This window comes from Clostridioides sp. LIBA-2809 (genome assembly GCF_056688965.1).
The window spans coordinates 2,143,905-2,158,961 of record NZ_CP197004.1; the positions used below are offsets into that span (position 1 = coordinate 2,143,905).

General features: G+C 27.5%; 13 protein-coding genes and 2 riboswitches. Of the genes, 1 reads left to right on the forward strand and 12 read right to left on the reverse strand.

The genetic code is table 11. The features are described from left to right. Nucleotides 1–58: 58 nt before the first annotated feature. From ACTG44_RS10305 to ACTG44_RS10355, 11 genes are all read right to left on the reverse strand, one after another. Nucleotides 59–1,141 (reverse strand): SIR2 family protein, encoded by a 1,083-nt coding sequence (locus ACTG44_RS10305; RefSeq protein ID WP_479921686.1) that lies wholly within the window; start codon nt 1,139–1,141, stop codon nt 59–61. A 114-nt stretch (nt 1,142–1,255) separates the two neighbouring features. Then, the gene (locus ACTG44_RS10310; protein ID WP_479918763.1) at nt 1,256–2,602 is read right to left on the reverse strand and encodes a M20 family metallopeptidase; all 1,347 of its coding nucleotides are present in this window, start codon (nt 2,600–2,602) and stop codon (nt 1,256–1,258) included. Nucleotides 2,603–2,670: 68 nt separating this feature from the next. Beyond that, nucleotides 2,671–3,951 carry a methionine gamma-lyase family protein gene (locus tag ACTG44_RS10315; protein WP_479921687.1) on the reverse strand — a complete coding sequence of 427 codons (1,281 nt, stop codon included), beginning with the start codon at nt 3,949–3,951 and terminating at the stop codon, nt 2,671–2,673. 127 nt (nt 3,952–4,078) lie between these two features. Beyond that, a complete protein-coding gene (gene hfq / locus ACTG44_RS10320) occupies nt 4,079–4,342 on the reverse strand; it encodes an RNA chaperone Hfq (RefSeq protein WP_021384721.1) in 264 nt (87 codons plus the stop codon). 113 nt (nt 4,343–4,455) lie between these two features. Beyond that, complete coding sequence (gene miaA / locus ACTG44_RS10325; protein ID WP_479921697.1) at nt 4,456–5,391, reverse strand: tRNA (adenosine(37)-N6)-dimethylallyltransferase MiaA; 936 nt, start codon at nt 5,389–5,391, stop codon at nt 4,456–4,458. Between the two features lie 37 nt (nt 5,392–5,428). Continuing rightward, complete coding sequence (gene mutL / locus ACTG44_RS10330; protein WP_479920419.1) at nt 5,429–7,390, reverse strand: DNA mismatch repair endonuclease MutL; 1,962 nt, start codon at nt 7,388–7,390, stop codon at nt 5,429–5,431. A gap of 10 nt (nt 7,391–7,400) precedes the next feature. Beyond that, entirely contained in the window at nt 7,401–10,244 is a 2,844-nt protein-coding gene (gene mutS / locus ACTG44_RS10335; RefSeq protein ID WP_021384739.1) for a DNA mismatch repair protein MutS, read from the reverse strand. A gap of 165 nt (nt 10,245–10,409) precedes the next feature. Beyond that, on the reverse strand, nt 10,410–11,144 hold the full coding sequence (locus ACTG44_RS10340; protein WP_479920420.1) for an ABC transporter ATP-binding protein: 735 nt from the start codon (nt 11,142–11,144) through the stop codon (nt 10,410–10,412). Further along, nucleotides 11,113–12,126: an ABC transporter substrate-binding protein gene (locus ACTG44_RS10345; RefSeq protein ID WP_021384723.1), complete on the reverse strand. Its 1,014-nt coding sequence runs from the start codon at nt 12,124–12,126 to the stop codon at nt 11,113–11,115. Before ACTG44_RS10345 ends, ACTG44_RS10340 begins: the two co-directional genes overlap by 32 nt. A gap of 21 nt (nt 12,127–12,147) precedes the next feature. Beyond that, nucleotides 12,148–12,918 (reverse strand): ABC transporter permease, encoded by a 771-nt coding sequence (locus tag ACTG44_RS10350; protein WP_021384747.1) that lies wholly within the window; start codon nt 12,916–12,918, stop codon nt 12,148–12,150. Then, the gene (locus ACTG44_RS10355) at nt 12,893–13,183 is read right to left on the reverse strand and encodes an MTH1187 family thiamine-binding protein (protein ID WP_003424145.1); all 291 of its coding nucleotides are present in this window, start codon (nt 13,181–13,183) and stop codon (nt 12,893–12,895) included. Before ACTG44_RS10355 ends, ACTG44_RS10350 begins: the two co-directional genes overlap by 26 nt. A gap of 133 nt (nt 13,184–13,316) precedes the next feature. Further along, nucleotides 13,317–13,416, reverse strand: a riboswitch (TPP riboswitch). A gap of 442 nt (nt 13,417–13,858) precedes the next feature. Beyond that, a riboswitch (cyclic di-GMP riboswitch) is annotated at nt 13,859–13,948 on the forward strand. A gap of 52 nt (nt 13,949–14,000) precedes the next feature. Here ACTG44_RS10355 and ACTG44_RS10360 point away from each other — a divergent pair. Then, complete coding sequence (locus ACTG44_RS10360) at nt 14,001–14,177, forward strand: hypothetical protein (RefSeq protein WP_044213485.1); 177 nt, start codon at nt 14,001–14,003, stop codon at nt 14,175–14,177. Between the two features lie 114 nt (nt 14,178–14,291). Here the strand turns inward: ACTG44_RS10360 and ACTG44_RS10365 are convergent, their stop codons facing one another. After that, nucleotides 14,292–14,648, reverse strand: a complete 357-nt coding sequence (locus ACTG44_RS10365) for a winged helix-turn-helix transcriptional regulator (RefSeq protein WP_479920421.1) — start codon at nt 14,646–14,648, stop codon at nt 14,292–14,294. Nucleotides 14,649–15,057: the final 409 nt, after the last annotated feature.

Below are 15,057 nucleotides of genomic sequence, written 5' to 3' on the forward strand. Positions count from 1 at the left end.
ATATTATATACCTAAATTCATTTTATTTCTATCAGATTTTATTCCATTATATACCATACTAATATATATTTTTTATAAATTTCAATGGATTTACAGAAAAATCTTGAAAAGAATTATCAGTAAATATAACATCTTCTCCTAAAAAACGTTTGTATCTTCCTTCTTCTTTCTTTAACGTAATTCTTTGTTTCTGTGAATGATTGTTAAAAACCATTATTTTAAGTGGAGATTTTTTTCTATTTGTCTGCACTCTTTTTAACATGTATTTTATGTGCATATCAGCTTCAGGGAATGAATATCCACAAAATATTAAAAGGTCAGTTTCTCTTAAAGTTTTTTCTGTTTCATTCCATACATTACTTAAAAATATATTTGACATATTCTTAAAATATGTTGGTGGAACTATAATAGGTTCTGTTAATTCACCACATTCTAGACATTTTGTCTCTGAACTATTTTCAATAAGTTTCATGACACCACCTTCATGTGGCGTAAGGGTTACACTATTACAAATAGGGCAATAAAGCCAATTTAATGACCCATGCACCTTATATAATTTTATTAGTGGTTCTTTTGGTTTTCTCCAATTTATTTCTTCTTTAAAATTAGTAAATTCTACACCGTAATCAAGCATAATTGGTGAATTATTTTTATCTCTTAAACCAGTGACTGTATTGTCTATATGTATATCATAATTTGCACTAATAAAAGTGGTGTCAAGAAGTAAATCGTTTTCTAAAAGATTTTCAACTAAAAGTTTATGATATTTATTGTCTGTTCTAGGTGTATTATGAATTGCTTCAGCCATTAACAGTATTAAATATTGTCTTAAAAAACGTATACTATCACTTCTGTTATTTAGATTCTCTAAACCAAAGTTTCTAAAAGCCTCTCTTCTTTGTTCTGCTAAATCTAAAAGTCCTAAAACTTCCTCAAAGGTAGGAAAGTTTACATTATCTAGATTATCTTTCACTATATCAATATTGAACATCTGTTTAAAAAAATTATATAATTCTCTATTCATATTGGTATTATAGTTTTTAGGATTTAGCTTTTTAAAGTATTCACTAAATAATTCATTTTGAATAGGTAAATTTTCTGCTGCTGAAGCTCCTGCTCCCAAAAATATAGCTATTTTCATATGATTCCTCCTAATATAAATATTACTACTATTTCATATCATATATTTGATAATACAACAATAAAGCTGTCTTTTCCTAGAAAAAATCCTATTACAAGACAGCCTTATATTATATTAAATCTTTAATAATTCATAAATAGAAAGAGCATATATTTGAGTAGCCTTTACAATATCCTCTACTATTAAATATTCATTAGCTTGATGTTCTGTTTCTGGTTTTCCTGGGAAAATAGCTCCAAATGCAACACAATTATCTAAAGCTCTTGCATAAGTTGCTCCTCCAGATGAAAGTGGTGTTCCATCAAGACCAGTTTCTTCTTCGTATACTTTTCTAAGTGTCTTAACAAGAAGTGTGTCTTCTGGAACATAGATTGAATCTAAGAAATCATACTCCTTATAAGTTAAATTGTACTTATCTGTCATTTTCTTTAATTCTTTTACAAAATCATCTTTTTTGTATGTTACTGGAATTCTTATGTCTATTCCAGCAAATTCTTTTTCACTATCAATAGTTACTCTACCTATATTTACTGTTAGTTTGCCAGATACATCATCTTTACAATTAGAAATTATATTATTTCCATTAGCATCTTCTCCAATGACTTCTGCTAAAAACTTAATTATATTAGAATCTATACCTATATTATTAAGAGCTATACAAAGTCTAGCTACTGCATTTATACCCGTATCACTTGCTGCTGAATGGACACTTTTCCCTATTATACATATTTTATTTCCTTCAACAGTATATTCAAAGTTTAATTTATCAAGTTCTTTCTTTAATTTGTCAGAATATTTTCCAATATAAATTGCTTTCCCTGGAACTGCATTTAAGGCTTTTCCAACTGATAATTCTATGTCACTTTTACTATCACAAGTTAAATGAACTTGTAAAAGACCTTTTTCTGCATTTGTTATTGGGAATCTAGAATCTGGAGTAAATCCGTAATTTGGAATTTCTTCATTGTTTTCTTTATATTTATTTATACATCTCCAAAGATTTTCTTCATCAGCCCCAAAAATAAATCTTATTCTTTTGTTAAAGTCTACATTTAAATCCATAAGAGCTTTTACTGCATAAATTGCTGCTATTGTAGGTCCTTTATCATCTTGTGTTCCTCTTCCATATAAATTGCCATTTTCTAAAACAGCTTCAAATGGAGGATGATTCCAACTTTCTAAATCACCTTCTGGAACGACATCAACATGACCAAGTATACCTATCATTTTTTCACCTTGTCCTATTTCTGCATATCCATAATATCCATCCTTATATACTGTCTTAAATCCTAGAGATTTACATAAGTCTAATATACCTCTTAAAGCCTTATCTACATTTTTACCAAAAGGACAGTTTTCAGTTGCTTCAGATATAACACTAGGTATTTTTACACTTTCTTGTATTGAAGAAATCATTTCATCTTGTAGAGAATTTACTTTTTCTTTAATTTGCTCTTTCATATTATCACCCTTCAATTTTCATCATAATATACTAATAAATATTTTGACCTTTTTAATAAAAAATATGCTTATTTTTTCAGTTTTTTTATAAATTCAATTGCTTTTAAAGTTCCCATTTTTGAATGGTCGAATGTAAGTCCACCTTGGAAATAGACGTTATAAGGAGGTCTTATTGGAGCATCTGCACTTAATTCTATAGAAGAACCTTGGATAAAAGCTCCTGCTGCCATTATGACTTCACTTTCATATCCAGGCATATCCCAAGGAACAGGTTTTACATAAGAATCAACTGGTGCAGCTTCTTGTATCCCTTCACAAAAACTTATTACCTCATCAGCATCATTAAGTCTAATACATTGAATAATATCACTTCTTAAGTCATCGTATTTTGGCAATACATCATAGCCTAATTTTTCAAAAGCTCTTGAACAAAAGATAGCTCCCATTACAGCCTGAGATACTATATAAGGTGCTAAGAAGAATCCTTGAAGTACATTTCTAGTAGTTCCAAAAGTAAGACCACATTCTTTTCCTATTCCAGGAGAAGTCATTCTATAAGATATAAGTTCAATTAAATCTTTTCTACCAGCTATATATCCACCTGTCAATGCAAGTCCACCACCAGGATTTTTTATTAAAGAACCAGCCATAACATCTGCTCCAACATCAGTAGGCTCTTTAGTATCTAAAAACTCACCATAGCAATTATCAACCATTACTATAACTTCTGGTTTGACAGACTTTATTACATCAATAGCTTCTTTTATATCGCTAATTGAAAGTGATTTTCTCCAAGAATATCCTTTTGACCTTTGTATCATAACAAGTTTAGTTTTATCATTTATTTTATTTTTAATTCCTTCGAAATCTAGATTACCATCTTCTAAAAAATCTACATCGTCATATGTAACACCATACTCTTTTAATGAGCCTTTTTCTTCTCTTATTCCTATAACACCCTCTAAAGTATCATATGGTCTACCAGTAACAGACAGAATCTCATCTCCTGGTCTAACTATACCTTGTATACATAAAGTAAGTGCATGTGTTCCATTTACAATTATTGGTCTTACAAGAGCATCTTCTGTATTAAAAACTTTAGAATAGATTTCCTCTATTTTTTCACGACCAATATCATTATATCCATACCCTGTAGTCCAGTTAAAGTGCATATCACTTAGTTTAGATTCTTGCATAGCTTTTAAAACTTTATATTGATTATATTCTCTTATTTCTTTTAGTTCTTCAAACTTATCTTTTATATCTTCCATTACTTCTTGTGATAGTTTAAAAGTATCATTATCTATCCCATAGTAATCTTTTAATAATTCCTTTGTCTCATTAAGCATTTTATCACCTGTCTCTTTATGGTTTTATTTAAACATGTCAAAGGAGACTATTTTACTAAAACAAATAAATCATAGTTTATAGGTTAGTATAAGTCTCCTCTCAATCATTTTAAATTAAATTAATTATCTATCTGTTGTTATTATTATTGTTATTATTATTGTTTTGATTTGTTAGATTAATATACTTTCCAGGTTGTATAGTGGAAACAGCATGTTTATAAATCATGTTTTGTTGTCTATTATCTCCTTCTATTAATATTATATAACTATCAAATCCTTTTACAAGCCCTTTAACTTGCACGCCATTAACTAAATATATAGTAACAGGTATCCTTTCTTTCCTAGCATTATTTAAAAACAAATCTTGTAAATTTAAAACTGTATTTTTCATTAGATTTGTACCCTCCCAAGATTAAATTGAACTTCTAAAATATTCCTACCTTATATTCTATATAAGTTATGATAAATTTTCAATATTAAGTTGTATACTTAAAAAATTATATATTATTTTATAGAATCTTTAATATATAAGATTATTTCATTTTTTAATGTGTCTATGCTTTCATATGTGTCTAAATCAAACCATTTTGCTGTCTCATATCTTTTAAACCAAGTTATCTGACGCTTTGCATACCTTCTAGAATCTCTTTTGATTATTTCGATAGCTTCTTCGTATGTATATTCTCCATCTAGATACTTTAATATCTCTTTATAACCTATACCTTGCATGGATATCATGTCTTTTTTAAACCCCATACTTAAAAGTTTTTTGACCTCTTCAACAAGTCCATTTCTAAGCATAATGTCAACTCTCATATTTATTCTTTCATATAAATATTCTCTGTTTCTATTCAAGACTATTATTATAGGTTCATACTCTTCATTGAATTCTAAATCACTTGAAAAGTCATTCATTTTCTTGCCACTTAGACAAACTTCAAGTGCCCTTATAACTCTTTTAGTATTGTTCTTATGAATTCTATTAGCGGCTTCTTCATCAAGTGATTTTAGTCTATCATGCATGTAATCTATTCCATTTTCAGCAAGCTGATTTTGAAGCTCATCTCTTAATTCATTATTGGCATCTGATTTTGCAAAATCCATATTATATATTAAAGAATTTAAATAAAGCCCTGTGCCTCCAGTTACTAAGACAGATTTTCCCTTTTGATTTATTTCATGTATATATTTCTTTGCCCTTTGTTGAAACTCTGAGACTGAAAATGGATAGTCAGGCTTAACTTCATCTATAAGATAGTGCTTTACTCCCTGCATCTCTTCCTCTGTAACTTTTGCACTTCCAACATCCATATATTTATATATTTGCATGGAATCTGCTGAAATTATCTCTGCATTCATATCCTTTGCTAATTTTATTGACAAATCTGTCTTTCCAACAGCAGTTGGACCTGTAAGTATTATAAGTGGTATTTTTTTCATAATATTCCTTTCCATATATTTTAACTACCCAAATATTTTACATAATTCTTTTAAACATTTTTTCTATTTCTGTCTTAGATATTTCGACCATTATAGGTCTTCCGTGAGGGCATGTAAATGGATTCTCACACTCTTCTAGCTGTTTTAATAGGCTTTTTATTTCAATATCATATATTTTATCATTTGCTTTTATAGCAGACCTACATGCCATAGATGCAAATCGTTCTCCTTTTAAATCATAATTACTCGTAATCTCTTCTATATTATCAATTATTTGGAGTATGAATTTTTCAGTTTCAGGAACTCCAAATATAGTTGGAACACATCTTATCATTATATGATTATTACCAAATACTTCTAGTTCAAAACCAAATTTCATAAATAACTCTAAATTGTTTTCAATTTGAAGCATATCTACATTTGACACTTCAATTACCACTGGGTCTAAAAGTATTTGCATATTGATATCTTGTCTATAGAACTTTTCCATATATCTCTCATACAATATTCTCTCATGTGCAGCGTGTTGGTCCAACAAATACATAGAATCATCTTTACTTAAAATTATATAAGTATTAAACACAACTCCAATTACAAAATATCCATATAAGGAAAACTTACGTTTTGAACTATCTAAATACTTCTCTTCACTATCTCTAACACTATTTTCCATATAATAGTTATCTTCGTTTCTGGAGCCATCAACTTGAAATTCTTCTTGTATATTGTCATTTGCATCATCTTCACTTAGATACTTAGTATTTTTTAATTCATCTTCTACACTTGCATTTAAGACTTCACTTACAGATTGAAATTCATTTGTTGGTCTTTCACTCGATAAAGTTACAACTTCAATAACTTCATCTTTAGTAATATTGTTATTTTGAAGATTAGATTCTAATAAATTATTATTTTTCAATTCACAATCTGTACTTTTTTCTCTGTTATTAATAGCAATTCTAGGTTGTGTTTTTTTATCAGTATAAGTAGCATATTTTCCAATAAGATTTGAATGTATCAATTTGACCTTCAAAAAATCTCTAAGTTCTATATACACTTCTTGTTCTTTTTCAAATTTAATTTCAAGTTTATTAGGATGTATATTTACATCGATACACGATGGGTCTACTTCTATATTTAAGAAACAAACTGCATGTTTACCTATTGGGATTATAGACTTATAACTTTCTGTTATTGCATCTATGATTATTTTGCTTTTTACAAATCTTTTATTTATATAGATATGTTGTAAGTTTTTATTAGAACGATATATATTGTTATTACCTATATATCCATTCATTTTAAAGTAATTACACTTAAACTCCACATCTATTATATTTTCCGTTATTTCTTTTCCATATATGCTTCTAATGGTGTTTACAAGCTTACCATCTCCTGGAGTATTTAGCATTTGTTTATTATTATTTGTATATTTAAATTGAATGTTTGGATTACCTATTGCAAGTTTATTTATTAAATCACTTATATTTATAGTTTCTGCATGAGTAGACTTTAAAAACTTCTGTCTTGCTGGTGTATTAAAGAAAATATCTTTTATAATGATTGTAGTTCCATTAGTAGAACCTATTGGCTCTTTTGATATTATTTTTCCACCCTCAACGTATATTTTAGTTCCTATAATCTCGTCCTTTGTTTTAGTAGTCATCTCTAATTTAGATACAGCTGAAATAGATGCTAAGGCCTCTCCTCTAAAACCAAGAGAATATAAGTCGTATAAATCATCAATTTTTTTAATTTTACTAGTAGCATGTCTTAAAAATGATTTTTCAACTTCACTTGAAGGTATTCCTATTCCATTATCTGTAATCTTAATTAAACTCTTGCCTCCATCAACTATATCTATAGAAATTTTATTTGCACCTGCATCGATAGAGTTTTCAATAAGTTCTTTCACTACAGAAGAAGGTCTTTCTACAACTTCACCTGCTGCTATCTTGTTTATAGTCAAATCATCTAGGATGTTAATTATATTTTTCATTTGTACACCTCTAAGATTTTATTTCTTTTGCTTTTTTTTGAAGATTATAAAGAGAATTTATTGCATCTAATGGAGTCATATTTAAGATATCTAGGTTTAAAATTTCTTCTGATAGTATATCTCTTTTTACACTATCAAAAGATATTTGAGTTAAGGCTACTTCTTTTACAGAATCTTCTTTATTAGTTTTCTCTTTATCATCATTTTCCTTTATTAAAGCAACTTCATCATTTAATAATTTAAATTTAGAATTTAATTTATCGTAATCCTTTTTTATATGTTTATAGTCTTTTACGACAAGTTCATGCTCTATTTTTAAAGATTCATATTTGTTCTTAAAATTGCTTTGATTTACCTTAAGCAATTCTTCATCTAAGTTGATATTAGGCACATTAGTTTTTTCTTTATCTCCATTTATTGCTACACTGTTATAAACATGATTTTTTTCCAAGTCTTTAAGTATATATTTTGCTCTTTCTATAACTTCATCTGGTAATTTAGCTAATTTAGCAACATATATTCCATAACTCTTATCCGCCCCTTGAGGAATTATTTTTCTCAAAAATATTATTCCTTCTCCATCTTCTTTGACTGCTATTGAATAATTCTTAACCTCTTCAAACTCCTCTTCCAAATCAGTAAGTTCATGATAATGAGTTGCAAATAAAGTCTTGCATCTAATATTCTTCTGAATATATTCCACTATTGACCATGCTAAGCTTATACCATCATAAGTGCTGGTTCCACGACCTATTTCATCTAATATAACTAAACTTCTCTCTGTTGCATTTTTTAGTATAAGAGATACTTCGTTCATTTCTACCATAAAAGTAGATTGACCTTGAGATAAGTCATCACTAGCTCCAACTCTAGTAAATATTCTATCTAAAATTGGAATATCAGCATATTCAGCTGGTACAAACGAACCTATATGTGCCATAAGTGCTATTATAGCAGTTTGTCTCATATATGTTGATTTACCAGACATATTAGGACCAGTTATTATGTTAATAATATTTTCCCCACGGTTTAGATATGTGTCATTTGGAACAAAATTTTCCTCACCTACTATATTTTCAACAACTGGATGTCTACCATTTCTTATATCAAGCTTATTATCTTCATTTATTGCTGGCTTTACATAGTTATTTATGTGTGCAACTGTTGCAAGAGATACAAAAACATCTATATTAGCTATAGTCTTAGCTACTTTTTGTATTCTATCTATATTTTTGTATATAGTATCTCTTATACCTACAAATATCTCGTATTCTAGAGACTTAATTTTCTCTTCAGCATGTAATATCTTTTCTTCTATTTCCTTTAATTCTGGAGTTATATATCTTTCTGCATTACTAAGTGTCTGTTTTCTTATATATGTCTCATCTAGTTTTGCCTGTTTAAAGTTAGCTTTTGTTATTTCTATATAGTAACCAAAGACTTTATTAAAACCTATTTTTAATGATTTAACTCCTGTCTTTTCTCTTTCTCTATTTTCTATTTCTTTTACAAGAAAAGCTCCATTTTTAGAAATATCTCTTAATTCTTTAAGCTCATCACTAAAATCAGACTTAATTATATTTCCATCCTTTATAGTTATTGTAGGTTCTTCTAAAATAGATTCATCTATTAAATTGTATATATCATCTAGTTTATCCATTTCTGAAACATACTCTTTTAGTATTGTTGCATTTGATAAATCTATTGTGTCTTTTAAATTAGGTAACTTTTCTATTGAATTTTTTAAATGAATTAATTCTTTTGGTGTTACCCTTTCAAAAGCTATTTTCCCACATATTCTTTCTATATCGTATATATTTTTGAGTATATCATTTAAGTCTTCTCTTAATATAAAGTCATCTTTTATCTCTTCTATTACATCCAATCTATTTTCAATTTTAGATTTATTTATCAAAGGCTCTTCAACATATTTTCTTAAAAGTCTACCTCCCATTGCTGTTGAAGTTTTATCAAGAACATGCAATAATGAACCTTTCTTCTTATTACCTCTTATAGTTTGGGTAAGCTCTAAATTGGTCCTAGTAAACATGTCTAGAACCATATATTCTGATGAATTGTATATATTTATATTATTAATGTTAGATGTTATTTGTTTTTGAGTATTATATATATAATTCAGAAGAATTGATAAGCTTGACTTTATAAGACCTTTATCATCAAACTTTAGTTTTTGTAGATAAACCTCTGGAAAATATTCTCTTAATATGTTTATGTCCAAATAGTTATCACTAAAACTTTCATTTATGTATATATTACTTACAGTAGCTATATCTCTAAGTTTTTCTATAAAGTTTAAATCATTTATAATTATTTCTGTAGGATGGATTTTTGCAATCTCTTCAATTACTTTATCTTCATTCAAACATGTTGCATTGGTTTCTCCTGTACTTATATCGACATAAGTTAGCCCTATATTAGAACCATCCTTATACAAAGATAACAAATAATTATTTTTTTTATTTTCAAGTAAATTTCCATCTAAAACGGTTCCAGGAGTGATGACTCTTATAACCTCTCTTCTAACAATTCCTTTTGCAGTAGATGGGTCTTCCATTTGTTCACCTATTGCTACTTTATATCCATTTTCAACTAATTTTGATATATATGAATTGGCTGAGTGGAAAGGCACACCACACATAGGAGCACGTTCTTCTAAACCACAAGCTTTTCCTGTCAATGCTATTTCAAGAGCCTTTGAAGCTACTAATGCATCTTCAAAAAACATTTCATAAAAATCTCCCAATCTAAAAAACAGTATACAATCTTTATATCTGTTTTTTACTTCAAGATACTGCTTCATCATAGGAGTTAATTTATTCATATCTATTTGCATTATCAAACCTCCTTCTTTTCTAATTAAATATTATATCATAGTAGATGATTATTATTAACATAATATATAAAATTTTGACGTATAACTAAAAAACAACCCAAAATGTATAATTACATTTTGGATTGCTAAGTTTAATACTTATTGAATAAAACACATATAGAATTTCTATAATAAAGATATTATTTCTTTCTTAAGTTTAATGACATTTTCAAGGTTATCTTCATTCAATTCTCTACTATCTATTATAAATTCTTTTTTTATTATTGAGGGCTTTTTTGAAATAACATAAATTCTATTTGACAACATTATAGCTTCATCAATATCATGAGTTATAAGAAGTATTGTTGAATTTACCTTTTTCTTAACATCTAAAAGCCATTTTTGCATAGATGTCTTAGTCAATGAATCAAGTGCTCCAAAAGGCTCGTCTAAAAGCATTATATCATTAGAATTTATAAAAGTTCTTAGGAAATTTGCTCTTTGTCTCATTCCACCAGAAAGTTCTGATGGATATTTATCTTCATATCCACTTAGACCAAAGATTTCAAAATAATGTTTTACCATTTCTCTTGCTTTACTCTTTTTTTCTTTTTTTAAGAGCAGTGGTAGTGACACATTATCTATTATAGTTTTATATGGTAAAAGTAAGTCTTTTTGATACATGTAACTGTATTTCCCATTTATATCTACTTTACCACTATTATAATCTGTAAGTTTAGTTATAATATTAAAGATAGTACTTTTCCCACATCCACTTGGACCTAATATAGAAACAAATTCACCTTCATAGACATCAATACTTATATCTTTTAAAACTTCAACTTCTTTATATGTTTTTGATACATTTTCTATAGATACTTTTATTTTTTTATTGTGGTAAGAATTCATTTGTGTAAGCATCACTTGCCTTCATATCCTTATCTATTAATTTATATTCTTTTAAGAATGATGTGTAGTTATTCCATACACTGTCTTTCATTTCTCCCCATCTAGGTGCATCGTCTTTATATTTACTTGCTAGGTATTCTTGACTCTTTAATGCTAATTTTTCATCTACTTCAGGTGCATTTTTTACTAATATTTTTGCTGCATCTTCTGGATTTTTAATTGCATATTCGTAACCTTTTGTTGTAGCTTTTAAGAATTTCTTAGCTAGTTCTGGATTATCTTTAAGTACAGTTTCATTAGAAATTATAAGTGGTGTATAATAATCTAATCTTTCATCTAAATCTTTTACTGGTATAAAGTTTAAATCATAGTCAATTAAACTTGCCTTAACTGCATCCCAACCTTCAAATATCCATGCAAAGTCTACAGTTTTCATAGCTGCAAAGAAATCATCTTGACCAGTATTAACTATTTTTAACTTATTAAAATCAGCTCCATTTTTCTTCATAACTGCTTTAAAAACAGCTTCTTCTGACGGAGAGCCCCAACCACCATAAGTTTTTCCTTCAAAATCCTTAGCTGTAGTTATATTTTTTTCTTTTGGTGATGCAAACCCAGAAGTATTATGTTGTATAACAGCTGCTACAGCTTTTATTGGAAGTGGATCTTCACTAGTTTTTGCATAAGTAACTTGTTCTTGATAACTTATACCAAAGTCCGCTTTACCTGTTGCAACTAAAGTCTCAGCTCCACTTTCAGGTGGTTGAACTATTTCCACATCTAGACCTTCTTCTTTATAGTAACCTTTATCAAGTGCTACATATAATCCAGTATGATTTGTATTTGGTGTCCAATCAAGTACCATAGTCACTTTTTTAGAAGAATCATCTTTAGCACTACTTTTATCCTTATCATTATTTGAAGAACATCCAGTTATTGTTGCTAGTGTAAAAACACTTACTAAACCTAATATTCCTAATTTTTTAAAATTCATAATATCCTCCCTCAAATACATTTAATCTGCTAATCTATGTCTTATAACAATTTTTTTTACTGCTTGTACAACTCCTACAAATATCAAACTAAATATAACTACCAATATAGTAGATGCAAATACTTTATCAAGAGCGTATGCACTTTTTGACCTTAGCATATAAACACCAAGACCTTTAGTTCCACCCAACCACTCTGCAACAGTTGCTGCCATTACAGCATATGTTGCAGATATCTTGAGTCCAGAAAAAAATTTATCCATTGCCATGGGAAATTTAAGATGAATAAATGTATTAATTTTATTTGAATTCATAGTCTTAAATAAATTTAAATAATCTTTATCAATATTCTCAATTCCATCTACAAAACTTATTAATATAGGAAAAAAACAAGTAAGCGTTACCATCAATATTTTTGGCATTGTACCAAAGCCAAACCATATCATAAAAAGTGGAGCTATAATTATTGTAGGTATCATTTGAGTGACCAACATAATAGGATAAAGACATTTTTTTATTATCAACACAAAATCCATCAATACACCAATTATCAATGATATTATAATTGCAACTATAAAACCAAGTATTGCCTCTCCTATAGTAACTACAGCATGCATGGATAAATTTTGATAGTCTTTAAAAAACACATTAAGTATATCTACTGGTGTGGGTAGTATATACTGTGGGACTTTTAAAACTTCTACCACAGATTGCCAAAGAATAAGTATAAACAAAAATGTTGCTATTGGATATATACTATCTTTAACTTTATCTATGATTTCTAAGTTTTTCATCTATAGTTAAGCCCCCAGCTTTTTCATCTACTCTAGCTACTGTTATAACTCTTTCACATCCAAGGTTAAAAGGGATTTTATGTACTTTCTTCAATAATTCAAAAACTTCATCAAAATCACCTTCAACAGTCGTACTCATTGCACCTATTTCACATTTAAGACCACTTTTTTCAATTTCAGCAATACAAGCATCTACTACTTTATACATTTCTTCTTCACCTTTGTAAGGTCTTAGTGGCATTACTGCTATGTCTGCGATTACCATTTAAATCACTCCTTTAAAAATAATTAATACCTACTAGGTATATTTTGTTTTTTATTAAAATTTTTTACTCCTAAAAAGATACTATAATATTTAAATAAAATAAAAGTCTTATCCACAATAGGATAAGACTTATTTTCATCTTTACTGGTCTCCCTACACTGGCATTATCCAAACAGGTTCAAAGGGTCGAGATAAAATCTCCTCTCAGCACATTAGCTCCCCGAAATATATTATATCTTTTCTACTTGATTATACTACACTTATCATATTTTAACAAATTTTTTATTCATATTATATATTTTATCTATTTTAAAATATATAATACCAAAATAATATTTTAATAATACTTTTTACAAAATTATATGCCTACTATACATACTTATCATAATTTATTGGAATTTGATTAAATTTTAAAGTTTATATGTAAAAAATATACTTTTATAATGATTTTTTTTATTTTATTAAACATTTAACTTTGTTCAGTTTTATTTCACTGTCTTAAATTAATTCAATCTAATTTAATAATAAAAATATATTACTCTAATTTGTCTATATAATATAATTATTTTACCTAATTTATTTTTGAAAAATAAATTATTTTTTTTAATTTTTAAATTTTTTAATATGTATATTGAAAAACAAAACGTTTTCCTATATGATTGTAATTGTAGAATAAAACTAAATAGGCAAAACTAGAGAAATTTAGTGACGCAAAGCTATAGGGACTAAGGCTTATAAAACAAGTTATGTCAGCCAGTTGCCAAAAAGATATTTTCTTTTTGTTTTTATGAAAGTTTTTTAGGGGGATAAATGATATATGTTTATAGATAAAAAAGATAGATGTACGCATATACTAACTGCATATATATGCAGTTCATACGATTACTGCAATTTTATAGATACACAATTAAATGACTTTATACTAGAATATGGAGAGAACGTGGTAGAATCTTGTTTGCATCAAGTGATGGTATTGGTAAGCAGATATAATTAAAGAAATTTTATTTTCTAGAAAACCCTTTTTAGTTTTATCTACGTTTTATAATACATTAAAGAACTAATTAAAATAAGCTTTATTATCTATTTTTCATGAAGTAAACAGTTGAGTTTATCTCATATACTGTTTACCCCAATTACATAATTCTAATAATATCGATTCCAATGATTTACCACGTTTAGTAGACAAATATTCAACTTTTGGAGGAATAGTCGGATAAGAAATCCTCTTAATAAGTCCATCTCTTTCAAGATACTTTAATTCTTGTGACAGTATCTTATGACTTATATGAACAACTTCTTTTTTTAATTGACCGTAACGTATTGGCTCTTGTTTTAAAATATGCCATAAAATAATTGCCCTCCATTTACTTCCTATCACAGTCATAATAAAACAAATTGAACAATTAAAATCTTTTTGTCTTTCTTCAATAGTTGGAAATTCTTCAAAATTATTATCTATATTCATTCTAACCCTCCTTTTAAAAGGGTAAATAAATAACTAAAAAATGTATTCCTGTTTAACATACTAATTCGTAATATAATCTTGATTGTAGTATAGAGATTTACATAATAACAATAAAACGCAAAGGCAAGATGTTAATAAAAGTAATTATTTCAGATAATAAACCAGTTGAAGTAAAAATAATTGGAAAAACTGTAATTACATTCTCAACAAACATAGAAGTTGAATCATAGGCTTCTTCTAAGTAACATTCCGAACTTTTTAATTCTAATTAATAATAATTTAATAACAAACTAATTTATATACAATCAAATTAATTTTTTTATTATTTGTTAATATATATTTATCATTATATTATATAATAATATAGATAGTTACTATATCTTAAATTAGATAAATCATAATTATATAT

Bases quoted from the DNA above. Each gene is read 5' to 3' on its own strand.
- ACTG44_RS10310 (WP_479918763.1), bottom strand. From the start codon at position 2,602: ATGAAAGAGCAAATTAAAGAAAAAGTAAATTCTCTACAAGATGAAATG.
- ACTG44_RS10350 (WP_021384747.1), bottom strand. From the start codon at position 12,918: ATGAAAAACTTAGAAATCATAGATAAAGTTAAAGATAGTATATATCCA.
- ACTG44_RS10340 (WP_479920420.1), bottom strand. From the start codon at position 11,144: ATGCTTACACAAATGAATTCTTACCACAATAAAAAAATAAAAGTATCT.
- ACTG44_RS10305 (WP_479921686.1), bottom strand. From the start codon at position 1,141: ATGAAAATAGCTATATTTTTGGGAGCAGGAGCTTCAGCAGCAGAAAAT.
- ACTG44_RS10365 (WP_479920421.1), bottom strand. From the start codon at position 14,648: ATGAATATAGATAATAATTTTGAAGAATTTCCAACTATTGAAGAAAGA.
- ACTG44_RS10315 (WP_479921687.1), bottom strand. From the start codon at position 3,951: ATGCTTAATGAGACAAAGGAATTATTAAAAGATTACTATGGGATAGAT.
- mutS (WP_021384739.1), bottom strand. From the start codon at position 10,244: ATGCAAATAGATATGAATAAATTAACTCCTATGATGAAGCAGTATCTT.
- ACTG44_RS10360 (WP_044213485.1), top strand. From the start codon at position 14,001: ATGTTTATAGATAAAAAAGATAGATGTACGCATATACTAACTGCATAT.
- hfq (WP_021384721.1), bottom strand. From the start codon at position 4,342: ATGAAAAATACAGTTTTAAATTTACAAGATTTGTTTTTAAATAATGCT.
- mutL (WP_479920419.1), bottom strand. From the start codon at position 7,390: ATGAAAAATATAATTAACATCCTAGATGATTTGACTATAAACAAGATA.
- miaA (WP_479921697.1), bottom strand. From the start codon at position 5,391: ATGAAAAAAATACCACTTATAATACTTACAGGTCCAACTGCTGTTGGA.
- ACTG44_RS10355 (WP_003424145.1), bottom strand. From the start codon at position 13,183: ATGGTAATCGCAGACATAGCAGTAATGCCACTAAGACCTTACAAAGGT.
- ACTG44_RS10345 (WP_021384723.1), bottom strand. From the start codon at position 12,126: ATGAATTTTAAAAAATTAGGAATATTAGGTTTAGTAAGTGTTTTTACA.